Source organism: Roseivirga sp. 4D4, from assembly GCF_001747095.1.
GTDB lineage: Bacteria > Bacteroidota > Bacteroidia > Cytophagales > Cyclobacteriaceae > Roseivirga.
In genome coordinates this window covers 3528000-3552204 of sequence record NZ_MDGP01000001.1, presented here as the reverse complement: position 1 = coordinate 3552204, position 24205 = coordinate 3528000, and the positions used below count along the sequence as shown (strand labels likewise).

The following is a 24205-nucleotide window of genomic DNA, read 5'->3' as shown; positions in this document are numbered from 1 at the left end:
CCATGGTATCACAAATGCACTATAAAATTGTTGGTGTAATGTCGGGGACATCTCTTGATGGCCTGGATCTGGTATTGGTTGATTTTCAAAAGCTCAATCATAAATGGAAGTTCTCGATCCAGAAAGCAGAAACAGTCGCTTACCCTGAGACCATAGTGCAAAACCTTAAGCATGCTGTGGATTTTAGTCAGCCTCAAATTCAAGAATTGGATATCTCACTCGGTCAATTCATCGGTACCACAATAAAAATATTCATTGGCAACAGTAGTGTGGATTTCATTGCCTCACATGGTCATACCATATTTCATCAGCCGGAAAACCGATATACACTTCAAATAGGCAGTGGAGAAAAAATTTCAGAAGAGTCAGGACTACCCGTCATTAATAATTTTAGAGCCAAGGATGTATCTCTGGGAGGTCAAGGGGCTCCTCTGGTTCCCATAGGAGACCGAGATTTATTTTCGGAGTATACTTATTGTTTGAACTTAGGTGGTATCGCCAACATTTCTTTTGAAAGAGATAACGCTCGGATAGCCTTTGACATTTGCCCTTTTAATATGGCCCTAAATGAACTCGCTAACCAAAGTGAACTCGCTTATGACGACAAGGGGGTAATGGCAAGTGGCGGTATAGTGGACCACCAGCTTCTAGAAGCCCTTAGTAAGATTCCATATTTATCAAGTACAGGCCCCAAATCTCTTGGTCTGGAGGATTATCAAAAGTATTGGCAACCCTTGATAACTTCTTCAACCCTCTCCCTGAAAGATAAGATGTGTACTTTCACTGAACACGCGGCTCTGGAGATTGGGAAACAGCTGGCTGGAACGCAAGCGGACAAGACACTTGTGACTGGAGGAGGTACCTTTCATGATTACTTCATCAGCAGGTTAAAGCTTCATTCAGACACAACCATTTTCATTCCTGATCGGCAAACCATTGAATTTAAGGAGGCACTGATATTCGCTTATCTAGGTCTACTCAGATATTTGGATGAGCCCAATTGCTTATCATCAGTCACGGGAGCATCTGAAGACAGCAGTGGTGGAGACCTCTATAATTTCTAGGCTTTTCTATCCGCAAGAGGGAGTCGTTTGATATCTTGATGTAGAGGTAATAGTGGATAAAAATCAATCCATTATCTTCTATTCGAGTATTGGAATACGAATTTTAACGAACTAATTATATATTAGCATCTCACATCAACCTTCATGCTAAAGAGTCTTCGCTTCTTGGTAGTCATTATTATGCTCGGAATTTTTGTTCCGAAAGCTGCTTTGATTGCCGAAGGTTCTACTGAAGTGAATGATGCTAGCCTTGAGCTTGTTCAAGATCATGCTACTCCAGATGATCACGAACCTCAAGACTCACATGGAACAAAAGATGATGGTCATGGTGAAGTTGAAGGGGAACATCATGGAGCCCCTCCGGGTTGGACTGTGATTCCTTTCGTGCTCCTGCTTGGTATGATTGCCACCGGGCCTCTGTTTTATGAGCATTTCTGGCATAAGAATTACCCTTTAATTGCTGTTTCACTGGCCACTTTGGTGGTTATATATTACTTATTCGCCCTGCATGACACGCATGCACCTGTCCACGCTTTAGCTGAGTATGTTCAATTTATAGCCCTACTATCCTCTCTATACATTGCGTCAGGGGGAATAATGATCAATGTAGATAAGAAAGCAACACCGATGGCGAACGTAGGATTGTTGGTGGTTGGGGCCATTATTTCAAACTTGATCGGAACAACGGGAGCTTCTATGTTATTGATTCGTCCCTTTATTCGATTGAACAAAGGACGTATAAGACCTTATCATATCATATTTTTTATTTTCATGGTGAGTAATATTGGTGGTGCCTTAACCCCAATTGGTGACCCTCCATTATTCCTTGGATTCCTTAAAGGGGTTCCATTTATGTGGACGCTAACCCAAAATATTCTGCCTTGGGCTGTGGCCTTGTTAATCCTTTCAGTCCTTTTTTACTTCTTTGACGCGCGCAACAAGGACCTGGATCTTGACCTTGAACCAGAGGTACAGTTTACTAACAAAACGACCATTGTTGGCAGCAAAAACTTCTTATGGCTAGCCATCATCATTGGGGCGGTATTTATTGATCCAAATGTTATTGATGGTGTTCCAGCGATTATCTATGATGGTCAAAAGTTCTCTTTTATCCGAGAGATCATCATGCTTTCTGTAGGCTTTCTATCTTTCAAGTTTGCAGATAAAAAGGCCATTGATGGAAATGAATTCAATTTTGAACCCATCCGTGAAGTCGCATTCATCTTTGTTGGCATTTTTGGTACAATGATGCCTGCCCTAGCATTGGTGAGTGAATTTGCACAATCTCCTTCTGGTGCTGACCTAATAGGCCCGAATTCACTGTATTGGGGAACTGGCATTCTATCAGGTTTCCTTGATAATGCTCCTACTTACTTGAACTTCTTAGCTGCTGCGCTAGCTTCTCAAGGAGGTGATATTAGTGTGATTGCCAATGTTCAAGACTATGCCGCAGGCGGAGTCTACCCTGACTCTGTGATCAATCTTATGGCCATAGCCGTAGGTGCGGTGTTCTTCGGTGCTATGACGTATATCGGTAATGGACCAAACTTTATGGTTAAATCTATAGCGGAGCAAACCGGGATTCACATGCCTTCATTCTTCGGCTACATTCTTCGGTATTCAATACCCATCCTCCTGCCCATCTTCTTTGTTATTTGGCTGATCTTCTTCGTTTTTTAAGGACCAAGCCGAACCATTCTGCCAAACTTCGAGTATATTGAATTAACAGAATTCATGAAATCCATCTATTACGATATTTTCCTAAGTGGACTCACCTATGTCCTTTTGACTTATCTAACCTTTAGACTAATGAAGAAGAGAAAGTCAAAGGGTTCTGATGACGATGGTGGAGGTACAATTTCAACTACTCCTAAGATTGACTTACCACCTGGAGTTGTTTGGCCCAATGACCCTAAGGCTTTGGCCCCGAAGGAAGAAGAAGTTGTGTGCTAACTACACTTGTTACAAGTGCCTGTGATGAGGTAATTACTCTCTGACATTTTAAACCCACTCGGAAGATTTACGTCAGGGATATTCACGTTGTCAAGACAAGTCGTTTCATTACAAACCTGACACTTGAAATGGATATGATTGTGTTGGTGACTTACTTCACTACAGCCATCGCTACAAAGCGCATATCTCGTAGCCCCAGTATCATCAAGTACCTTATGAATTAACCCTTTTTCAAGGAAAGATTTAAGTGTTCTGTAGATGGTTACTCGGTCGTACTTGCCGTCCACATCAGACTCGATATCTCCATGCGAAATGGCCACGTTGCGATTCAGGAAAATAGAAATAACATCTGCCCTACCTTGGGTAAGCCTTAATGAGTGTTCTTTCAATAAATCTTTTACCTGTGCTTCCACGCCTAAATATAATTAATAACCTGCTTTAAGATTTCTTGGGTGCCTTGTCTTTTCTGGCACGTCCTGTCATTCGTTGCACCATTTTCTTTTCCCATGCCCAGAAGAACGCAAATTGCCCGAAAATAAATCCATAGATCAAAATCAATATCTGGTAGAGGGGAAATATCATCACTATATAGAGTAAAATCCCTGCGATGCCCTCAATACTATCAAAGCCAATTAAGTCAAAAAGAAATGGCTTAATAAACAAGACCGTGCTCCCAGTAAAGGCAAACACAATTAGCACCATAATTGTCTGAAATAAGGATTTCAACCCCCACTTTGCCTGTAATCTCTTTAAATATGGTTTATCCTCCACGCTAATAAGGTTCAAAGGCTGCAAAGGTAATTAAGCAAGCTGTTTATCTAAAAAAACCTTCTGTTTTCACCTTAAAAATTTGATCAGGGTGTGGAATAGGCGTGATTAATTCAATAAATTACCATATAAACCTGACTTCAACCATGCATGATTTAAGTAAGTTTCGAAGAATGTTAGTCGCCCTTGACCTTTCGGATATGGATGTATTCGTTGTCAAGTATGCCTCTATGATCGCCAAGGTTTTTGGAATAGATGCGGTCTACTTTCTACATGTGACCACCTCTCTGGAATTACCAGAGGAAATTCAGGAAAAATATGGGAATGTAATTGCCCCAGTTGACGAGACCCTAATGAAGGAAATGGAAGTGGTGATCAATGACCACTTTGTGGCTCCAGAAGGCTGCGATATCAATGTCAATGTCTTAGCAGGTACGGTCACAGACGAGGTACTCAAATTTGCAAAAGTAAAGGTGGTTGATTTGATGCTTCTAGGTAGAAAAGAAGTCCTAACGGGAAGTGGACTTAACTCTCGCAAAATTGCAAAAGGTACTGCCTCTTCAATAATTTTTGTTCCTGAAGAGCCTAAGAACAGACTTGAAAAAGTATTAGTATCCATTGACTATTCTGAACACTCTCAGATGGCCTTTGAAATTGGCATAGATATACAGAAAAAATCAGGCGCGAAGCTCTTGAGTAACAATGTCTATCGAGTTCCTGTTGGCTATGCAAAATCGGGTAAGAGTTATGAGGAGTTTGCAGACATTATGCTTGAAAATACCAGAGCCGAATGCGAGCGATTCTTCAAGAAAATCAATCTCGAGGGTGTTGAATATGACCACACTTATGCCTTGGATGATGACCCACACCCGGCCGATAAAATCTATAAGACCGGTGCCGAACTGGATGTCGATATGATCATTTTGGGATCCAAAGGCCGGTCAAGCGGTGCTGCTTTCTTAATTGGTAGTGTTGCCGAGAAACTATTGATGGAAGATCGTGACATACCCCTCTTCTTAGTTAAAAAGGGTAAAGAGAATATGAGTTTTCTGGAAGCTTTATTCAGGCTATAAAGATCTGACAATAGCGCCTTGAATCTGATAATTCAAATCTTTTTTCAAGCGCATGGTCTCTTCTCCTTTTATATCAAAGCTGCTTAGTCCATTTTGGTCAAAGTAAAGACTCAACTCCTTTTCAACACTATAAATGGTATTGATCTCTTTTACCAGGAGGCGTATTTTGGTCATAAAGTCATTTTCATAGAAACACTCCATTACTTGAACCGGGTTTCTTTGACTCTTAGAAGTATAAATGACTTTCGAAACTCCGTTGATTGACGGTAGTTCTTCTTGGAAGTATTCTCCGATAAAACCCGGCTTATTAATATCGGCCTCATAAAATAGCATGAGTTGCCCATGCCATCCTGCCGAATCGGGGCTAAGCGTCAATCTTTCTTCTTGACCATTAGTCTGCAACACTTTTTCTAATGTTGCTCCTTGGTTCGTAAGATTATCAATTTCTTTGTCTAGCAATCCCCCTAGGTCAAAATAAGCATTGCTCTCATCAGTTTCTCCTTCTAGTTGTGAGGAACAGCTGGCCGCCAATACAAAGGCCAATGTGATTAAAGTAATCGGAAGTCTTTTCATAAGAGAAAGTCGCCTGTCATTTCGGAAGGAATATCTACGCCCATCAATTTTAATATGGTTGGGGCAAGATCTCCCAGTTTTCCGTCAGTCATTTCAGGTTTTATATCCTTATCAACTAGAATACAGGGGACAAGGTTTGTTGTATGTGCGGTATTCGGAGAACCGTCCGCATTAATCATGATGTCTGAATTGCCGTGATCAGCAATTACAATGGATGTGTAGCCATTGGCCAAAGCCGCTTCCAATACCTCACCTGTGCACGTATCTACTGTCTCACAAGCTTTCACTGCAGCCTCAAACACCCCGGTATGCCCTACCATATCTGCATTGGCGAAATTCAGACACACGAAGTCAACCTCACCTGCATTGAGCTCAGTCACAATTGCATTTTTGATATCGTGGGCGCTCATCTCAGGCTGTAAATCGTAGGTAGCCACTTTTGGAGAAGCACATAAGATTCTCTTTTCACCTTCGAATTCGGTCTCACGACCTCCACTAAAGAAGAAGGTCACATGTGGATATTTCTCTGTTTCGGCAATTCTAATTTGTTTTTTACCTGCCTTGGCAAGGACGTCCCCTAAAGTATTGACTAGGTTATCCTTATCGAACATGACTTCGACCCCTCTAAAGGAATCGTCATAATTCGTCATGGTGACGTATCTTAAATCTAGTCTTGACATATCTTGATCAGGGAAGTCAGACTGTGTCAATGCTTGAGTGATTTCCCTACCTCTGTCTGTTCGGAAGTTGAAACAAATGACTACATCACCTGCCTCAATATTTGCTCCATCAGTATTAATTATGGGTTGTATGAATTCATCCGTGACACCTTCATCATAGGAAGATTGAATTGCGAAGACGGGATCGTCAGTTTTCAAGCCGACACCCTTCACCATGGCATCATAAGCGAGCTTCACGCGTTCCCATCGGTTATCTCTATCCATGGCAAAGTATCGGCCAATGATCGAGGCTATCTTTCCTGTAGTTTTTTCAGCATGATTTACCACATCCTGAACAAAGGCCTTTCCACTTTTCGGGTCTGTATCACGGCCATCTGTGAAAGCATGGACAAACACTTGCTCCAAATCATGTTGGGCACAAATCGATAGCAAGCCTTTTAGGTGGTTGACATGAGAATGAACACCTCCATCAGAAACCAAGCCTATCAGGTGGACCTTCCTTGCCTCAGATTTAGCATAGATTAAAGCTCGTTTGAGTGTTTCATTGTCTTCTAAAGTTCCTTCTTCAACCGCTTTATTGATTTTTACCAGGTCTTGATAAACCACGCGACCGGCACCAATATTCATATGACCTACCTCTGAATTACCCATCTGTCCGTCAGGCAAACCAACAGCTAAACCAGAAGCCTCAAGCTTCGAATGAGGGTAGGATTCAAATAGTTTATCCAAAACAGGGGTTTTGGCCTGATCAATGGCTGAAACCGACTTATCTTGTGCAAGTCCCCAGCCATCGAGGATCATCAATAAAACGCGTTTGTTCATGCCTCAAATATAAATATTTAAGGCTGGTTTGTAAGTGGAGGCGCATTGTATTAATTTCAATTCACTATGCTTTGATGCATACTATTTGGCACAATTTTCGTTCAACAACCGAATACAAGCCTTAGACATGTACAACCTATTAAGAAACACACTTATAGTAATTGCCCTATGCGTTGCAGTTTCTGCTAACGCTCAGGATGCTGAAACCATCATTGAGAATGTTGAGGAAGCATTGAGGGCCAGCAGTTCTAAAGAGCTGACCAAGCATTTGTATTCCAAAGTCGAAATTAAGCTAGACGGTGATCGCAAAGAATATAGTGTCAACCAAGCTGAGATTGTCCTAAAAAAATTCTTTCAGCAGTACCCGGCTGATAGTTTTGAGTTTATCCATGATGGTGACAGCGACTCTGGAGCCAGAATTTATGCGATCGGCACATACAAGTCCTCTTCCGGGAAGCATAGGGTAGTCATTCGGGCGAAAGAATACAATAAGGTCTATAAGGTCTATCGACTGGAATTCACAAAGGATCGCTAATTCCTCAAAAATCACTTTTAGAAACCCTCTTTTGGCTACTTTTGTGCCATGAGACCTGATTACGTTACCCAAGAGGGTTTAGACGATTTTATCGATCGCGCTTTTCAAGAAGATTTAGGTGATGGAGATCATTCCTCACTCGCTTCCATTCCATCAGATGCCGTCAAATCGGCTTATTTAGTGATGAAAGAAGACGGTGTGATCGCTGGAATGGCACTCGCATCCCTGATATTTCATCGCCTTGATTCAGATATGGAGATAGAGGCTCAAGTAAAGGATGGAGATCAGGTGAAAACCGGTGACGTAATCCTCCGACTTCGTGGAAAGGTGAGAGCGATTCTCGGAGGAGAACGATTGTTGCTCAACTGTATGCAGCGTATGAGCGGCATTGCTACTAAAACCGCACAACTTAATGCGCTGATATCTGGTACAAGTGCTAAGCTCCTTGATACTCGAAAAACTACTCCAAACATGCGCATGCTGGAAAAATGGGCTGTGGTTATCGGTGGGGGGGTCAATCACCGTTATGGTCTTTATGACATGATTATGCTCAAAGACAACCATAACGACTTTGCTGGAGGGATCACTGCTTCTGTAAATGCTACCAAAAAATACCTGGCAGAAACCGGACGCAAATTGAAAATTGAGGTAGAGACAAGAAATTTGGAAGAAGTAAGTGAGGCCTTAGCAGTGGGTGGTGTGGATAGAATTATGCTGGACAACATGTCCACTGAAGAAATGACGGAAGCTGTGAACCTGGTAGCCGGCCGTTCAGAGACTGAAGCATCCGGTGGAATTACCGAGGAAACCATTCGTTCAGTTGCAGAAACTGGAGTAGACTATATTTCCGTTGGTGCACTTACCCATTCTATCAAAAGTCTGGATATCAGTCTAAAAGCAGAATAACACTTTGCCACGAAACAAACGTAATTTTTTAGTTAAGATGATTGAAGCCTTCATTTTGATCATTATGTTTGTGTTCCTTTTTCGACACTGTGTATAGAGAGGCTTTAAGATGATCGTAAAAACTAAGAAATACGCCTTAGATAAGAAGGCATACAGAAAGGCGGGTATGCGCAATGTACTCAGAGAGCAATGGTGGGTTGGATTAATAGTTCTTGCCATCTCTTCAATGACCTTTGTGATACCATCTAACTGGTGGTGGATCGGGGCACTAATCGCTTTCACACTCTATTTACTTTTTTGGCTTATCCAGTTTGCCGGAGTTACACAACTAGAGCAAAGTAAGATGCTGTTTGAAAAGCTCTCTTACGAAATCAACAGTCAGCAAATATTGATCAAAATGAATTCCAAGCAGGGAATGCCCATGAAGTGGGATCAGATCAAAAGGGCCTGGATAGACAAAAATCAAATCGTTTTGGTGGTGAATAAGGCACAACTGATGCTCTTTCCCTTCAACGCCTTCAAAACTCAGAATGAAGTAAAGTTTGTGGAAACTATACTGAAGCGCAAAGGGTTAATAAAGGAATAAGGAAATTTAAAACGCATTGAAACGCAGCTTAAGCTGCGTTTTTTGTTTGAAGACAAATGAACTCTCGCTATTACACCGAAGGCTTAATCGCTGTCTTTCTTTTTGGAATAACACCCGTGTTTATCAAAGAGGTTTCAGCCAATGCCTTTACGATCGGTATTGTTCGATTAGTCATTGGCACTGCCTTTTTATACAGTGTAGTTAGGGTCAGTAAGCTCAAGAAACTCAGCAAACAGGACTGGAAGGGTCTTATCTATATAGGTCTGCTCTTCGGGGCACATTGGATTACCTATTTCATTAGTGTAAAGCTCTCGACACCTTCCATTGCCATTCTATCCGTTTCCTCCTTCGGGCTGCACATGATCTATTTGAACTGGATTATCAATGGACAGAAACCCGTACTTCCAGATTTAATTGCTGTGGCAGTGGCCTTGGTGGGAATCTTCTTAATTGTCCCAGAATTCAACCTAGAAAACGACCTTACCGCTGGTATCCTAGTTGGCTTGGTCAGTGCATTCTTCTTTGCGGTGCTCCCTTTTGTCCAAAGGAAACATCAGCATATAGACTCAATGACCCGAGCCTTCGGACAATATGCTTTTGCACTGGTAGTGTTCTTAGCATTTACCTCTGAGTCAAATTGGGACCTAACGCAGCAGGACTGGATCTTTCTCGGAATCTTGGGTGTGGTTTGTACCGTTGGTGCGCATACACTTTGGCTTCGGGCATCAACCATGCTAGCGCCCACAACGACAAGCCTTATCTTCTACTTAGGCACTCCAGTGGCCATGATCACCAGTTACATCTTCCTAAATGAAGAAATGAACTCTTCTAAGCTTATCGGGGCCTCTTTGATCGTGTCTGCCAATGTATTCAGTGCATACCGAAAGCGCTTGAAGAAGGGCTAGGATAAGGCTTCTTTCAGGTAATTAGCAGTGTAATTGTCTTTTAGCTTCACCATTTCTTCCGGTGTTCCGGCAAAGCAAAGATCACCACCGTTTTCACCACCATCTGGACCAAGGTCTATCACCCAATCTGCGCACTTGATCACTTCGGTATTGTGCTCAATGATCAGCACTGAGTTACCCTGTTCGATCAGCGCATTGATGGATTTCATCAACTTACTGATGTCATGAAAATGAAGCCCTGTGGTCGGTTCATCAAATATGAAAAGGATATTGTCTTTTGAAGCACTTCTGGACTTTGGAGAACCTTTACCAAGGAAATAGGCCAACTTAACCCGCTGGGCTTCGCCACCACTAAGGGAGTTTGAAGATTGACCGAGTCTGATATAGCCTAAACCCACCTCTTGCAATGGCGCAAGTTTTGATATCACTGATCGCTCACTTGCAAAGAACTCCATGGCATCGTCAATGGTCATATCCAGTACCTCGGCAATGTTCTTGTCATTATAAGTGACTTCTAAAATCTCCTGTTTGAAACGTTGCCCCTTGCAGCTTTCGCAAGTCAGATGAATGTCAGCCATAAACTGCATTTCAATCTTCACGACACCTTCTCCCTGGCAAGTTTCACATCTACCTCCATCTACATTAAAGGAGAAAAATGCCGGCTTATAGCCTCGTTGTTTGGCAATGGGTTGATCGGTGAAAAGCTGCCTGATCGCATCGTATGCTTTTACATAAGTCACTGGATTCGATCGTGATGATTTACCAATAGGATTCTGATCAACAAATTCAATTTGCGTGACCGTTTTGAGCGACCCTTCCAGCCCATCCATTTTGCCTGTCTGCTCACCTACCGTACCCAGCATCTTGCCCAAAGCCGGATAGAGAATTCGCTTAATCAAGGTGGATTTTCCTGATCCACTGACTCCTGTAATCACAGAAAGCACACCTAAAGGCACTTCTACATCGATATTCTTGAGGTTATTCTCTCTTGCACCCCTAATTGATATGCTATCTCTCCACTTTCTTCTGACTTTTGGAACCTCCAACCTTTCAGTTCCATTCAAGTATTTGGCCGTGTAGGTATTTCCTGCTTCCTTCAGTTCGTCAAGTGAGCCTTGGAAAACCAACTCTCCACCGTTCGATCCTGCATCCGGACCAATGTCAATGATCTGATCAGCAGCCTGCATTACTTTCTCCTCATGCTCCACTACTACTACTGTATTCCCCAAGTCTCGCAAGGTTTTCAAGACTGAAATCAAACGATCCGTATCTCTAGGATGAAGTCCAATGCTGGGTTCGTCCAGAATATACATTGAACCTACCAAGGCGCTTCCCAGCGAAGTGGCGAGCTTAATTCGCTGATATTCTCCTCCGGAAAGGGTATTCGTTAAGCGATTCAGCATTAAGTAGCCGAGCCCTACACGATCGAGATACTCCAGGCGATTTCTAATTTCTTTCATGAGTCGCCCAGCCACTTTTTCTTCAAAAGCAGTCAATTCAAGTTCATCAAAAAACTTGAGCATGTTTTGAACCGACATAAGCACTAAGCCTGTGATCGATTCGCCCGAAATCTTAACATATGAGGCATCCATTCTGAGTCGCGTTCCCTTGCATTCAGGGCAGTCAGTCCTTCCGCGATATCTGGATAGCATCACGCGATATTGAATCTTGTGCATTTTAGACTCAAGAAATTCAAAGAATTTGTTGATGCCTTTGAAGTACTTATTGCCCGTCCAGAGTAATTCTTTCTCTTCGGCTGTCAGTTCACTGAATGATCGGTGAATAGGAAAATCAAATTCAATACCATGCTTCAAAAGTGGCTCAACCCACTTTTTCATGGTCTCACTGCGCCATGGCGCAATTGCACCCTCATACACAGAAAGCGATTTGTCCGGTATCACAAGGTCAGGATCAATCCCTAAGATTTTTCCGAAACCCTCGCAACGCTTACAGGCGCCAAAAGGATTGTTGAAAGTGAAAAGATTAACACTAGGTTCTTCGAATATGATGCCATCGGCCTCGAAGCGATCGGAAAAAGAAAAACGCCCTTCTCCGGGAAAGTCGATAATACAATCTCCCTCTCCTTCAAAGAGAGCCGTCTGTACCGAGTCGCCAAACCTAAACTGCGTGTCTTCATCCTTTTGAATAACCCCTCGATCTATCAAAATTTCTAGAGGCTTGCCTTCGGCATTCTTCAAATCTCCGAGTAAGTCTTCTATAAAATAGGGTTCGCCTTCAGACATTACTCTCGTGTATCCTTTTTGGAGGAGTATATTCAATTCCTGTTCTAAAGTCCGATCATCCTTTTCAACCAAAGGGCACAGAATCATCACCCTTTTACCTTCTTCTTTGGTAAGCATAAAATCAACTATGCTACTCACACTATCTCGTTGCACCTCTTTACCACTCACCGGAGAATAAGTCTTACCAATTCGCGCAAAAAGTAACTTTAGGTAGTCATAAATCTCTGTTGACGTTCCTACCGTTGATCTTGGGTTTCTGGTGCTGACTTTCTGTTCTATGGCAATGGCTGGGGAAACTCCTTTGATGTAATCCACCTCAGGCTTTTCCATTCTACCCAAAAACTGCCGGGCATAGCTACTCAGGCTTTCTACATACATGCGCTGACCTTCGGCAAATAGGGTATCAAAGGCCAGGGAAGATTTTCCCGAACCCGATAAACCCGTCACAACTACCAATTTATTGCGTGGAATGGCCACACTAAGGCTTTTAAGGTTGTTTACCTTGGCTCCTTTGATAATGATGAACTGCTTTGGGTCAAGCTCATCGATAGGGGTGTTGTTCAGAACAGTTGTTAAATTCATGAGAGTGCAAAGATAAGAGAGCTTATATGTTTTATGGCTTTAATTTTATCTTGATGACTCAGAATAATATTTCACTTTTTGGCACTATGATTGCTTAATGTTTGGAGTGAAATAAGAACGACAAAAGGAACTAATCTGGATTTGATAAAGACAAATGGATATTTGCTTTGTAATTGAGATTTTCTACTTTTGAAATAATTGAAAATAATTCCAACCCTAAAAACCGGCACAATATGATATAAACCTCTACGTTAACCTAACAATTACTGACATGAGGAAATATGCTGTAAGCGATAGTCAATTGATATCGCAGTATAAAAATGGTAGCGAAGAGGCTTTCACCACGCTGGTAAAACGTCACACTAAAAAAATCCATACAACCATCTACTTGATCGTAAAAGATCAGTACTTGGCTGAAGACTTGTTGCAAGAAACCTTTGTGAAGGTGGTTAACACCATCAAATCGGGGCGATACAATGAGGAAGGTAAGTTTTTACCATGGGTGACAAGAATTGCACATAATCTGGCGATTGATAATTTCAGAAGGGCTAAGCGCTATCCAACTATTGTCATGGAAGATGGCAGTAGCGTATTTAATTCATTAGAATTTTCGGAGGACTCAATTGAGTCCAAACAAATAAAAGAAGACACTCACGCCTTGTTGCGCGACTTGATCAAAGAGTTGCCTGACTCTCAGCGTGAAGTGTTGATGATGAGGCACTATATGCAGATGAGCTTTCAGGAAATTGCTGATACCACTGGTGTGAGTATCAACACTGCCCTAGGCCGTATGCGTTATGCGCTCATCAACCTTAGAAAAAAGATGGACAAAAAGAACATTGCGTATGATCAAAACCTTTACCCAAGATGACCTAGTACGTTACATTTACAAAGAAACTACCCCTGAAGAGAGTTCAGAGATAGAAATCGCGATGCTCTTCGATGAGCAGCTTGCGGAAGCCTATACAGACCTTTTCAGTGTAGTTAATGATTTAGAAGCATCCATGAAGTCCCCTTCAGAGAAGACCATAGATGCTATTATCAGTTATTCTAAATCTTACCATTTACATTCCGTGGATTAGGCTATTTTAGCGTAATGACACGGAAGGAACGGTACGAAAAATTTGTAGCCTATTTTAGCGAAAATCAGCCACAGGCTGAGACAGAACTCAACTACAGCAACCCGTTTGAATTACTGGTTGCCGTAGTTTTAAGTGCTCAATGCACTGATAAAAGAATCAATTTGGTTACACCTAAGTTGTTTCAGGATTTTCCTACGCCTGAACATCTGGCTGCTACCAATTTTGACGAACTATTCCCGTATATCAGATCCGTATCCTACCCCAACAATAAAACCAAGCACCTTATTGGCTTGGGTAAGATGTTGGTGGAAGACTTTGGTTCGGAAATCCCCCAGACAATAGAAGACTTACAAAAGCTACCAGGCGTTGGTCGTAAAACCGCTAACGTCATTACCTCTGTAGTGTGGAATCAACCTTCTATGGCCGTTGACACTCACGTTTTCCGTGTTTCAAAAAGACTTGGCCTGGTTAATCAAAACCTTACCACACCCCTTGCGGTCGAAAAGGCTTTGGTCAAGAATCTGGATAAGGAGGTCATCCCTTTGGCCCATCATTGGCTTATTCTCCATGGACGTTATACTTGCCTAGCCCGAAAACCTAAGTGTGAGGAATGCAACTTGATCCACTTCTGTCGTTACTTTGAGAAGAAGGAGAAAATCATTCGATAGGTTGATTTTTGTAAATTTGATCTGTGTCATCACGTATTCTCTATATTCACCAATACTTCAAAACACCTCAGGAAGGAGGAGCTATTCGCTCTTATTACCTTTCAAAAGGCTTGGTGGACAATGACTTTGAGGTTGAAATGATTACCAGTCACAATGACTCCATTTATACTGTAAAAGAAATTGATGGCGTAAAGGTGCACTACCTGCCTGTGAAGTATAACAATGACATGGGCTTTGTTAAGAGGGTCCTTTCCTTTTTCAAATTCGTAAGGAAAGCCAAAAGGTTGGCCAAGAGAATTGACAACATCGACCACGCCTACATTACTTCAACGCCATTGACAGTTGGACTAATCGGCTTATGGTTGAAAAAAAGACTGGGCATTAACTATACCTTCGAGGTTCGTGACCTTTGGCCAACTGCACCCATAGAAATTGGTGCCATCAAAGGGCGTTTTTTCAAGAATCAACTGTATCGTCTTGAGGCAAAAATTTATCGTAATGCCGATAGAATCGTGGCCCTGTCTCCTGGTATGAGGGATTGGATCAAAAAAGTAGTTCCTGACAAGGATGTTTTTATGATTCCCAATATGGCCGATTGTCAATTCTTCAAGAAGGAGCTAAAAGACCCTAAGCTGATCGAATTCTATCACGCTGAAAAACCCTTTGTGGTGACCTATTTGGGGAGTATTGGTGCTACAAACCACTTGGAGTTTCTACTAGATATAGCTGAAGAAGCAAGAACCGCCAATTTGAATATTGATTTCAAAGTAGTGGGTGAAGGGTCGCAGCTTCAAAACATTAAGTTAAAGGCCTACCTAAAGAAATTGACCAACATAGAGTTTATCGGTCACCAGAATAAAGAAGGCGTTAGGCGAATATTGAATGTTACAGATGCCACTTACGTGAGTTTCGCTGATTTACCCGTATTGGCCACCAATAGCCCTAACAAATTCTTTGATAGCCTAGCTTCGGGAAAATTGACCATTGTGAATACTCCCGGCTGGACCAAGGCTATGGTTGAACAGTATAAGTGTGGTTTTTATGCAAGTCCACACGAGCCCAAAGACTTTGTAAATCAGCTTAGACCATATCTAGAAAACCGCGAACTCCTCGAAGCATCAAAGAACAATGCAAGAGCTATTGCGGAGTCTCTCTATTCTAAAAAGCTTCAAATAGACAAACTGGTTAAGGTATTGAACAACGAAAGCCAGATTAGGGCTAACGAGAACGAGGTCTATATTTTGACCGCGTGAGCACTTTCTGAGCGTCCGTTTCCTTCATCAGGTCTTGAATACTAGCACCAGTCTCTTCTCGATAGGCCTTTACTATTTGCCAACCCAACCATTGGCCTATTCGACCTGGACAGTTTTTATCAATTTCTGGAATATTCGGGCGCTCATCTATATACTTGGTGATGTTAGATGGCACATCACTGTAAAGTAGCTTTCTTTCTAAAAAATGAGCCCAAATGACCCCTTCGCTCACAGTGGCATCTGCAATTTGCTTATTTGTATAACCCATAATCAAGCTATCGGCCACACAGGGCAACATTTCGCTGGTAAATTCCATGGCCTTACCATAGTAAATCATATCCTCCAAAATGGTCCTTTTTCCCTTTTTGGTATCATTGAATTTCAGCGAAGTGAACTGAAGTAATTGGGGCACTAAGTGATCAGGTGTAAGCCTCACCCTCAAATAGTCATACACATTCGGTCTGAAAGATGCGTTTTCTCCCAAATAATAATCTAGTCCTATAATCAGTAGTGAGTCTGTGAGGTAAATATCCTTACCAAAACCCGAATAGACCGCCTGAACTTTTGGAGGGTTGAAATCAGGGTAAGCCTTTTTGACTCGTTTATAAGCCCTATCTAATTCATAGCTGACCACACCTGCATCAATCAGGTTCATGGTTTCCTGATAAAGCGTATCGACAAAGTCGTTTTGCAGTAACTCATAATTGTCCTTCAACAACTGATCATCTGTACGATAGGCAAATAGAGTATAAAAATAATCTCGTTCCGAAGGGTTTGCCTTCAGGTAGCTTCTTAATGGCTCAACACTAGTGATCTCTGTACCTGCCAGAGATGTCACCTGCGAAGCAGAAAGCATATCATAAAGACTTCTTAGGCTTTTTCCCTTATTGATCGCTAAGTAATCATAGGTCAGAAACTCTCTTAGGTCCCTATTTTTCTCCAGTATCTGATCGAAAGCGGAAAAGGATCTAGCTGTAAGCACTGCCTTGATCTCAGGTGTTTGAATCAATTTGGATAGATCGGCCAGTACTTGCGCTTCAGAAGGTCTTCCACCAAATTCGAAGAACTCATCTCGAATGATCGGGTTAGCCTCAAAAAAGTCATTCAATGCATCCAAGCTTCGAATTTCACTTATCTCATAAGTCAGGTTTTCAAAGTCGAGGTCCAAATCGACATCTGATAGGTCTACATCACGCTCACAAGAATCGTCACTAGCGCAGGCCAGTGAAGTCAGCAATAAAACCAGAATAAAGTACCGTTTAAGCATCTCCTCTTTTTAAATGACAAATGTATTTATTTATTTTATCGAACATGAAGAAATACATTTTCTCAGCCATCATTCTGATGGTTTTAGGTCAATTCGCTACTGCACAACAAGACTATAGAATCGGAATTAAGTTAGGCCCATCCTTATCCGTTTCGCGTACGTCAGCCGATGGTGCCAATACCGATATACAAAGAGACGGGACTTCCATCAAATTCTTAATTGGAGCCTTTGTGGATTTACCCTTCAAGGAAAATTATATCCTCCATGCTGGTCTTAATTTTGCCTCTAAGGCCACCCGAATCAGTCTAACCGATCCAGGAGTTCTCGCTGGCCAAACGGTATCCGAAAGGTATGATCATGAATACCTACAGCTTCCCGTATTATTAAAACTCTATACCAACGAAATTCTCCTGGATACAAAAGTGTTTTTCAATTTTGGCCTTGTACCAGAAATAAGGCTCAATACAGATAATGAAACTCCAGGGGTTGGTTTTGTGAGTGAATTTCAGAGACTAGATCTATCAGGAAATTTTGGTGGAGGTTTGGAAAGAAGTATTGGGGTGAATACTCGAGTTTATGCTGGCCTCAACTACTACATCGGATTCCTCAACCAGGTAAAAACACAAAACCCTATTTATGATGACTTTCAGGTGAAGAGTAACCTCTTCAGCCTGGAATTTGGCATTAAGTTCTAATAAAAAACCCCGACAAGTCGGGGTTTTTTATGTTTATGCTTTCATTTCGATTTCCTCTCCCATCTTATTGTAGAGGGTATAATCGGAGAGTCCCAAAGAACTATCTTTTTCAATCTTCACCCAAGTGTGATACTTCCTGTACCACTGCCATCTCTTCGAGAAGACACCTTTTGTGAAGTACGCATGCAAGAATGGATGTAGCGCAATTGCCACGCCCTTCTCGTTCTGAGTACTCAAAATGTATTCTATATTCTTTTCGATCTGATCTGAGACCAAAATGGTTGCGCTCACCTTACCCGTACCGTTACAAGTAGGGCAAACCTCCCTTGTGGCAATGTTCATCTCAGGACGAACTCTCTGACGGGTGATCTGCATCAAACCAAACTTAGAGAGAGGCAGAATGGTGTTCTTAGCACGATCCTCACTCATCTGCTCCTTCATGAATTGATAAAGCTGCTTCTTATTCTCAGCTCTTCTCATATCGATGAAGTCGATGACGATAATTCCACCCATATCACGAAGTCTCAATTGACGCGCCACTTCTTTAGCCGCCTCCATATTGACTTGCAATGCGGTAGATTCCTGATCGGCACCAGCATTTGATTTGTTACCACTGTTCACGTCAATGACATGCAGCGCTTCCGTATGCTCAATAATGAGATACCCTCCCTTTGGAAGACTTACAGACTTTCCAAAAAGTGATTTTAACTGCTTCTCTACATCAAATGATTCAAAGATTTTGGCCTTGCCATTATACAGCTTGGCTATCTTTTCCTTTTCCGGGGCAATCTTTTGGATGAACCCTTTAATCTCTTCGTGGATCTCCTTGTCATCTGAAACGACACTGTCAAATGACTCGTTGAGGATATCTCTCAAAAGGGAAGATGCTCTGCTCACTTCGCCAATTACCTTGTCTCTAGGTTTGACTTTATGCAGGTTCTTAATCCCCTGTTTCCAGGTTTCCTGAAGATTACGAAGATCTTTGTCTAATTCAGATACGCTTTTGGTCTTGGCCACTGTTCTAATAATGACGCCAAAACCTTCCGGTTTAATAGATGAGATAAGGCGTAAAAGTCTTTTACGCTCTTCACCATCGGTGATTTTTTTCGAAACGTTGATAGCATTAGAGAAAGGCACTAAAACCATGTAGCGCCCCGCTATCGACAACTCACAAGTGAGTCGTGGCCCCTTAGTTGAAATAGGTTCTTTGACAACCTGAACAAGTATTTTTTGTCCTTTTGTCAAAACCTGGCTCATTTTGCCAAGCTTATTAATGTCTGGTTCGTTCTTGAATTTGCCCAGGCCACCAGTAATGTTCTTATTGGTAAGGGCCTGTTTGGTATACTTATTCAAAGATCTAATCTGCGGACCTAAGTCCAAATAATGCAGAAAAGCATCCTTTTCGTATCCGATATCAATGAACGCGGCATTTAAACCTGGTACAATCTTCTTGACTGTACCCAGGTATATATCTCCGACATTGAATTTTGTTTCATCATCATCATGATGAAATTCAACTAAACTCTTGTTTTTAAGAAGGGCTATACGACATCCACTCTGAGTTGAATTAATGATTAATTCATTACTCAATGTGATAGTATTTTAAGTTAAAAAAGAACTGTTATTCGTGTATAGCACATAAGCGAAGTGAATTACTTCTTCTTATGTCTGTTCTTTCTTAGCCTCTTCTTTCTCTTGTGAGTAGAAATCTTATGTCTTTTTCTTTTTTTACCGCAAGGCATAATTGTAATTTTTTAATGTTTTAACTTATTCTTTCCAGGTACTCGTCAGCAGCTGTTATAATCTGCTCATCGGCACCTAATTCTTTGACTTTATTGAATTGTGCTTTCGCCTTGACCATCTGGCCAGTTTCGTAATAGCACACTCCTAAAAAGAAAATTCCTTCGATATCCTGTGGATAGTATTGCACGTAGGTTTCAAATCGCTCAACGGCATTTTCAAACTGGTTTGTTTGAATAGACATTCTACCCATGCTCATCAATGTTCGTTGGTTATCTGGATCTTGCTCCAAAATCTCCCTTAACATCATTATTCCTTGCATAGGGCTTGATGAAGACACATAAGTCATTGCGACATTGTGTTTGACATCATAATTGTCTGGCTGCTCTTCGAGTATCTTTTGATAAATCTCGCGTGCTTTAGCTCCAAGGAAATCAATTTTTGGCTTATCTAAAGCGAACGTAAATGCTTCGAAATAAGCATCTCCAGCCTTCTGCCAGAGTGGTATTTGATTAAGTTCTTCAGCATATAATGCCGCATAGTAAGCAGCACTATCATATTTGTTTATCTCAATAAAAACGGCCATCAAAGAGTCAAGCGACTCAATATTTGGCTGAATTCGACCATTGCTGAACAGTTTGTCCTTCCAAAAAACTATCCGAGGTTGAACCTCTTCAGGAATTTCCGTACTGTGATCAACTATTCCACCAGGAACGGTCTCATCGATAAACTCTGCTTCTGCTGTACCATCATTGTCAACAACTACTTTAGGTAGGCTATAAATGCCAACGACCAGTAGAATTCCAATAACAACGAGTAATACTTGAAACTTATTCATAAAGCCCAATTAGGCTTTTAATATTAATTATTGGCAGCTTTAACTTTGTCGCTACCTTTTACTTGTTCAATAAAAACCTTTGAAGGTTTAAAGCTTGGCACATAATGTTCGTCAATCACGATTGCCGTGTTTTTCGATATGTTCCTAGCAATTTTTTTAGCTCTCTTCTTGTTTACGAAGCTTCCGAATCCCCTCACGTAAATGTTCTCTCCTTCCGCCATTGAGTCTTTCACTACTGCAAAAAGAGTCTCAACAGTTGTAGTAACATCAGACCTGTCAATTCCGGTCTTTTCGGCTATCTGATTGATAACATCTGCTTTAGTCACTGTAACTTATATTTTTAGGTTAATAAAATTGTGTAAAAAACTTATTCCCAGTTAATTTGGCCTGCAAAATTAAGGGTTCGTTACTAATTAAAAAACGTATTCCCAAAAAAAATGGAGAAGCCCTTAATGTCAACACCCTCCAATCCATCAATATCCACTTTGGAAAGCGAAACATTTGTAAATCAATTAATTAGCTGGTACGAACACCAAAGAAGAGATTTGCCTTGGCGACAAACCAACGATCCGTATAAAATATGGCTCTCTGAGATCATTTTGCAACAAACAAGGGTCAAGCAGGGTATGCCATACTATCTTAAGTTCATTCAGCAATACCCGACTGTAAATGACTTAGCTGATGCTCCGGAAAGCGAAGTGCTCAGGCTTTGGCAAGGACTTGGTTATTATTCGAGGGCGAGAAATCTTCATGCTTGCGCAAAAACGGTTTCAAATGAACTCAATGGTAAATTCCCCTCAGAATTTGAATCTCTACTAAAACTGAAGGGTATTGGCCGATATACAGCAGCAGCCATTGCCTCCATTGCTTTCAATAAACCATCGGCTGTGGTAGACGGCAATGTATATCGCGTGCTAAGTCGTGTGTTTGGGATAGAAGACGATATTTCCGAGGCCAAGACATTAAAAGTATTCGAGGCTAAGGCCAACAGCTTGATAGACAAAAAAGCTCCTGGTGAATTCAATCAAGCGATTATGGACTTCGGTGCCATGCAATGCACACCAAAGAGCCCAGCATGTGCCATTTGTCCCATGAGCACTTTCTGTTATGCTTTTAATACGGGAAAGCAGGATAAGCTACCAGTCAAGACTAAAAAAGTAAAAGTTCGAAATCGCTACTTCTATTATTTCATCTACGAATATGGAAACAAGCTCCTTATGAAAGAGCGAGGTCCAAAAGATGTCTGGCAAGGCTTGTACGATTTTAGCCTTTTTGAAAGCACTGAATCACTTTCAGAAGAGGCTATTTTGAAGGAAGGAGCCAACCAGCAGGGGCTCATGGTAATGGATATTTCCGAAGAGGTGAAACATGTACTTACTCACCAGCGAATTTTCACTCGTTTCGTTAGGGTTAAGGTCAAGGATTTAGGTAACTTTGAATCACTCTCTAAGAGCAAAAGTCTGAAGGCTTATGAATTGGACGAGGTTCAGGAATTACCCAAACCAATACTGATTCAAAACTATTTGCAGAAAGAGATTTTTTAATTAGATTCATCCAGCTCAATCTTAAATTAAGTAAAACATTATGGCAGGAGTAAACAAAGTAATCTTGGTTGGTAATTTGGGTAAAGACCCTGAAGTTCGTCACTTGGACAATGGTAGAGCAGTAGCCAACTTCTCTCTAGCGACAAGTGAGACCTACAAAAACAAGCAAGGTGAACGTGTAACTAATACTGAATGGCATAATGTTGTCCTTTGGACGCCTCTTGCTGAAATCGCTGAGCGATTTTTAAAAAAGGGTGGCCAAGTGTATATTGAAGGTAAGTTGACAACTCGTTCTTGGGACGATCAAGACGGCAATAAGCGATACACTACCGAAGTTGTGGGACGCGAAATGACTTTACTGGGCAGCCGCCCTGAAGGTGGCGGTGGAGCTCCTCAAAGTAGCCCTGCTAACCCTGCTACAGAAAGTCCCGTATCTAGTATTCCGGAAGACGATACTGACGACTTACCATTCTAATGTTGGACTAAAAAGTACAATTTGGACTTACCCGCAGACGACCCCGAGCCTAGTTTAGTGCTCTTTTCCCAGTTCACAGAACTATCAGGCAGTTATGTAATTATTAACGGGGTAGCCTTTATTTTACTTATTCTGGCTTCGGCCCTGATCTCAGGATCTGAGGTTGCTTTCTTCTCTTTGGATAGAACACAATTGTCTAAGTTCAAAGAAGAAGACACGCCATCAGGAAATGCCATTCTAAAGCTTCTAGATAGAAAAAGGTACCTGCTTGCGACCATTTTGATCATGAATAACTTGATCAACATTGCCATAGTCACGCTGGCCACTTTCTTTACCTGGACGCTTGTAGACACTAAAACTCCAGAAGGAGCTGTGGTACTGACATTGACCATCATCGTCACATTTATCATTCTCTTTTTCGGTGAAGTGGTCCCCAAAAATTTCGCTAACCAGCACAATGCTACTTTCGCCAAGACAACGGCAAAAGGCCTACTCCTCCTCGAAAGAGTCCTCAGACCATTCTCTTTTCTCTTAATCTCAGTTACCAATGTGATTGAAAAGAACGTGGAGAAAAAAGGTCAGAACCTAACGGTAGATGAGCTAAACCAAGCGCTAGAAATTACTACTGGAGAAGACACCACCGAAGAGGAAAAGGGAATCCTAAAAGGTATAGTGAACTTCAGCACACTTGGGGTGAAACAGGTCATGAAGTCCAGAATGGACATCACTGCTGTTGATATTGAGCTAGACTTTCATGAGCTCATGGATAAAATCAATAAGTGCGGCTTTTCAAGAATCCCCGCATTTAACGAAACCATAGATAAAATCGAAGGCATCTTATACATCAAAGACCTAATTGCTCATATTGACAAGGATGAAGACTTTGCTTGGCAAACCCTGCTTCGACCTGGCTTCTTTGTCCCTGAGAACAAAAAAGTTGACGCTCTGCTGAAAGATTTCCAAGAGCAGCGGGTTCATATGGCAATCATCGTAGATGAATATGGTGGCACCTCAGGGCTGATTACCATGGAAGATATCATCGAAGAAATCGTAGGTGAAATCAATGATGAGTTCGATGATGAAGACATAGCCTACAATAAACTCGACAACGCTACGTATATCTTCGAAGGCAAAACGACCCTAAACGATTTTTGCAAAATTGTGGAAGTCGAGCCTGCACTTTTTGACAAAGTCAAGGGAGAAAGTGAGTCTTTAGGAGGTTTACTTTTGGAGATCAACGCCAAACTACCTCGCGCTGGAGAAAAGATTGCTTTTGAAAACTTCCTATTCACTATTGTCGCGGTTGACGCCAGGCGCATAAAGAGAATTCGAGTTTTTATTAAACCCACAGCCTAATTTGAAGCTTCGCAGAAGATACATCATCCAATCTCTGGTAATTCTATTGCTGGTGTTATCCGCATGCGAAGAAATATACCTACCTAAACCTAAAGGCTATAACCGCATTGATCTACCAGAAAATGTCTATCGAGCCCTTCCAGATACATTTCCCTATCAATTCGATTATTCAAGCTACGCTCAGTTGTCTGGTGATTCAAACGTAAATGCCGATAGATATTGGGCCAACCTATATTATCCAGATTTTGAAGCCTTGCTCCAGATCACTTATAAAGATTTAAGGACCAATGACAACCAAGCCAGAACATTACTGAATGAAGCCTTTGAGTTAGCGATGAAACACGATATCAAGGCCTATGGCATTGAAGAAACGTTGGTGGCCATGCCCAGAGGGCAAGTTGCTAGCCTGACACAACTCGAGGGTGAAGTACCAACTCAATTGCAATTTTTTACTTCTGATTCTACCCGTCACTTCTTTAGAGGCGCACTATACTTCAACACCGCCACAAAAAACGACTCACTGCAGCCTATTATCAACTTCATCAAAAAGGATGTCTTGCAAATGCTCAATTCTTTTGAGTGGAAATATTAAATTGA

The 24205-nt window shown here is 41.6% G+C and carries 26 protein-coding genes; 17 read left to right on the top strand and 9 right to left on the bottom strand.

The genetic code is table 11. From position 1 onward, the window contains the following. Positions 1–2: 2 nt before the first annotated feature. The 3 genes from BFP97_RS15485 (at position 3) to BFP97_RS15475 (ending at position 3017) form a co-directional block, all read left to right on the top strand. Positions 3–1064 (top strand): anhydro-N-acetylmuramic acid kinase, encoded by a 1062-nt coding sequence (locus BFP97_RS15485; protein WP_069843290.1) that lies wholly within the window; start codon positions 3–5, stop codon positions 1062–1064. Positions 1065–1208: 144 nt separating this feature from the next. Next, on the top strand, positions 1209–2744 hold the full coding sequence (locus BFP97_RS15480; protein ID WP_069843289.1) for a sodium:proton antiporter: 1536 nt from the start codon (positions 1209–1211) through the stop codon (positions 2742–2744). A 54-nt stretch (positions 2745–2798) separates the two neighbouring features. Then, positions 2799–3017 carry a hypothetical protein gene (locus BFP97_RS15475; protein WP_069843288.1) on the top strand — a complete coding sequence of 73 codons (219 nt, stop codon included), beginning with the start codon at positions 2799–2801 and terminating at the stop codon, positions 3015–3017. Here the strand turns inward: BFP97_RS15475 and BFP97_RS15470 are convergent. Then, complete coding sequence (locus BFP97_RS15470) at positions 3014–3430, bottom strand: Fur family transcriptional regulator (RefSeq protein WP_069843287.1); 417 nt, start codon at positions 3428–3430, stop codon at positions 3014–3016. The two genes, BFP97_RS15475 and BFP97_RS15470, sit on opposite strands and share 4 nt — an antisense overlap. A 25-nt stretch (positions 3431–3455) precedes the next feature. After that, positions 3456–3788, bottom strand: a complete 333-nt coding sequence (locus tag BFP97_RS15465) for a DUF6787 family protein (protein WP_083262602.1) — start codon at positions 3786–3788, stop codon at positions 3456–3458. A gap of 143 nt (positions 3789–3931) precedes the next feature. Between BFP97_RS15465 and BFP97_RS15460 the strand changes: the two genes are divergently transcribed. Then, positions 3932–4858: a universal stress protein gene (locus BFP97_RS15460; RefSeq protein WP_069843286.1), complete on the top strand. Its 927-nt coding sequence runs from the start codon at positions 3932–3934 to the stop codon at positions 4856–4858. Here the strand turns inward: BFP97_RS15460 and BFP97_RS15455 are convergent. Both BFP97_RS15455 and gpmI read right to left on the bottom strand, forming a co-directional pair. Continuing rightward, positions 4853–5431, bottom strand: coding sequence for a hypothetical protein (locus tag BFP97_RS15455; RefSeq protein ID WP_069843285.1), 579 nt, complete (start codon positions 5429–5431; stop codon positions 4853–4855). The genes BFP97_RS15460 and BFP97_RS15455 overlap by 6 nt on opposite strands. Beyond that, complete coding sequence (gene gpmI, locus BFP97_RS15450; protein ID WP_069843284.1) at positions 5428–6933, bottom strand: 2,3-bisphosphoglycerate-independent phosphoglycerate mutase; 1506 nt, start codon at positions 6931–6933, stop codon at positions 5428–5430. Before gpmI ends, BFP97_RS15455 begins: the two co-directional genes overlap by 4 nt. 127 nt (positions 6934–7060) lie before the next feature. Between gpmI and BFP97_RS15445 the strand changes: the two genes are divergently transcribed. The 4 genes from BFP97_RS15445 (at position 7061) to BFP97_RS15430 (ending at position 9865) form a co-directional block, all read left to right on the top strand. After that, entirely contained in the window at positions 7061–7468 is a 408-nt protein-coding gene (locus tag BFP97_RS15445) for a DUF4783 domain-containing protein (RefSeq protein ID WP_069843283.1), read from the top strand. Between the two features lie 48 nt (positions 7469–7516). Further along, entirely contained in the window at positions 7517–8374 is an 858-nt protein-coding gene (gene nadC / locus BFP97_RS15440) for a carboxylating nicotinate-nucleotide diphosphorylase (protein WP_069843282.1), read from the top strand. A gap of 109 nt (positions 8375–8483) precedes the next feature. After that, complete coding sequence (locus BFP97_RS15435; protein ID WP_069843281.1) at positions 8484–8960, top strand: YcxB family protein; 477 nt, start codon at positions 8484–8486, stop codon at positions 8958–8960. A 56-nt stretch (positions 8961–9016) separates the two neighbouring features. Beyond that, a complete protein-coding gene (locus BFP97_RS15430; RefSeq protein ID WP_069843280.1) occupies positions 9017–9865 on the top strand; it encodes a DMT family transporter in 849 nt (282 codons plus the stop codon). Here the strand turns inward: BFP97_RS15430 and uvrA are convergent. After that, positions 9862–12690, bottom strand: coding sequence for an excinuclease ABC subunit UvrA (gene uvrA, locus BFP97_RS15425; protein ID WP_069843279.1), 2829 nt, complete (start codon positions 12688–12690; stop codon positions 9862–9864). The genes BFP97_RS15430 and uvrA overlap by 4 nt on opposite strands. Before the next feature lie 271 nt (positions 12691–12961). On the opposite strand from uvrA, the gene BFP97_RS15420 reads away from it, so the two are divergent. Genes BFP97_RS15420 through BFP97_RS15405 form a run of 4 tightly spaced genes read left to right on the top strand, consistent with a single transcriptional unit; the run spans position 12962 to position 15693 of the window. Beyond that, on the top strand, positions 12962–13561 hold the full coding sequence (locus tag BFP97_RS15420) for an RNA polymerase sigma factor (protein WP_069843278.1): 600 nt from the start codon (positions 12962–12964) through the stop codon (positions 13559–13561). Next, positions 13536–13772, top strand: coding sequence for a hypothetical protein (locus BFP97_RS15415; protein ID WP_069843277.1), 237 nt, complete (start codon positions 13536–13538; stop codon positions 13770–13772). The genes BFP97_RS15420 and BFP97_RS15415 overlap by 26 nt, the downstream gene beginning before the upstream one ends. A 14-nt stretch (positions 13773–13786) precedes the next feature. Further along, positions 13787–14440: an endonuclease III gene (nth, locus tag BFP97_RS15410; RefSeq protein WP_069843276.1), complete on the top strand. Its 654-nt coding sequence runs from the start codon at positions 13787–13789 to the stop codon at positions 14438–14440. Between the two features lie 23 nt (positions 14441–14463). Then, the gene (locus BFP97_RS15405; RefSeq protein WP_069843275.1) at positions 14464–15693 is read left to right on the top strand and encodes a glycosyltransferase family 4 protein; all 1230 of its coding nucleotides are present in this window, start codon (positions 14464–14466) and stop codon (positions 15691–15693) included. Here BFP97_RS15405 and BFP97_RS15400 read toward each other — a convergent pair. Next, positions 15659–16960 carry a hypothetical protein gene (locus BFP97_RS15400; protein ID WP_069843274.1) on the bottom strand — a complete coding sequence of 434 codons (1302 nt, stop codon included), beginning with the start codon at positions 16958–16960 and terminating at the stop codon, positions 15659–15661. The two genes, BFP97_RS15405 and BFP97_RS15400, sit on opposite strands and share 35 nt — an antisense overlap. 44 nt (positions 16961–17004) lie before the next feature. On the opposite strand from BFP97_RS15400, the gene BFP97_RS15395 reads away from it, so the two are divergent. After that, positions 17005–17655: a porin family protein gene (locus tag BFP97_RS15395; RefSeq protein ID WP_069843273.1), complete on the top strand. Its 651-nt coding sequence runs from the start codon at positions 17005–17007 to the stop codon at positions 17653–17655. Between the two features lie 33 nt (positions 17656–17688). On the opposite strand, the gene BFP97_RS15390 is transcribed toward BFP97_RS15395, so the two are convergent. The 3 genes from BFP97_RS15390 to BFP97_RS15380 form a co-directional block, all read right to left on the bottom strand. Then, the gene (locus BFP97_RS15390) at positions 17689–19245 is read right to left on the bottom strand and encodes a ribonuclease E/G (RefSeq protein WP_069843272.1); all 1557 of its coding nucleotides are present in this window, start codon (positions 19243–19245) and stop codon (positions 17689–17691) included. 172 nt (positions 19246–19417) lie between these two features. Further along, the gene (locus BFP97_RS15385; protein WP_069843271.1) at positions 19418–20233 is read right to left on the bottom strand and encodes a tetratricopeptide repeat protein; all 816 of its coding nucleotides are present in this window, start codon (positions 20231–20233) and stop codon (positions 19418–19420) included. A 23-nt stretch (positions 20234–20256) separates the two neighbouring features. Further along, positions 20257–20559: an HU family DNA-binding protein gene (locus tag BFP97_RS15380; protein WP_069843270.1), complete on the bottom strand. Its 303-nt coding sequence runs from the start codon at positions 20557–20559 to the stop codon at positions 20257–20259. Positions 20560–20670: 111 nt separating this feature from the next. Between BFP97_RS15380 and mutY the strand changes: the two genes are divergently transcribed. The 4 genes from mutY to BFP97_RS15360 are packed head-to-tail and all read left to right on the top strand — an operon-like array spanning position 20671 to position 24200. Further along, positions 20671–21777: an A/G-specific adenine glycosylase gene (gene mutY / locus BFP97_RS15375; RefSeq protein ID WP_255399473.1), complete on the top strand. Its 1107-nt coding sequence runs from the start codon at positions 20671–20673 to the stop codon at positions 21775–21777. Positions 21778–21817: 40 nt separating this feature from the next. Continuing rightward, entirely contained in the window at positions 21818–22252 is a 435-nt protein-coding gene (locus BFP97_RS15370) for a single-stranded DNA-binding protein (protein ID WP_069843269.1), read from the top strand. Between the two features lie 21 nt (positions 22253–22273). Continuing rightward, entirely contained in the window at positions 22274–23608 is a 1335-nt protein-coding gene (gene gldE, locus BFP97_RS15365) for a gliding motility-associated protein GldE (protein WP_069843268.1), read from the top strand. A 1-nt stretch (position 23609) separates the two neighbouring features. After that, positions 23610–24200: a gliding motility lipoprotein GldD gene (locus tag BFP97_RS15360; RefSeq protein WP_255399472.1), complete on the top strand. Its 591-nt coding sequence runs from the start codon at positions 23610–23612 to the stop codon at positions 24198–24200. The last annotated feature ends 5 nt before the right edge of the window (positions 24201–24205 follow it).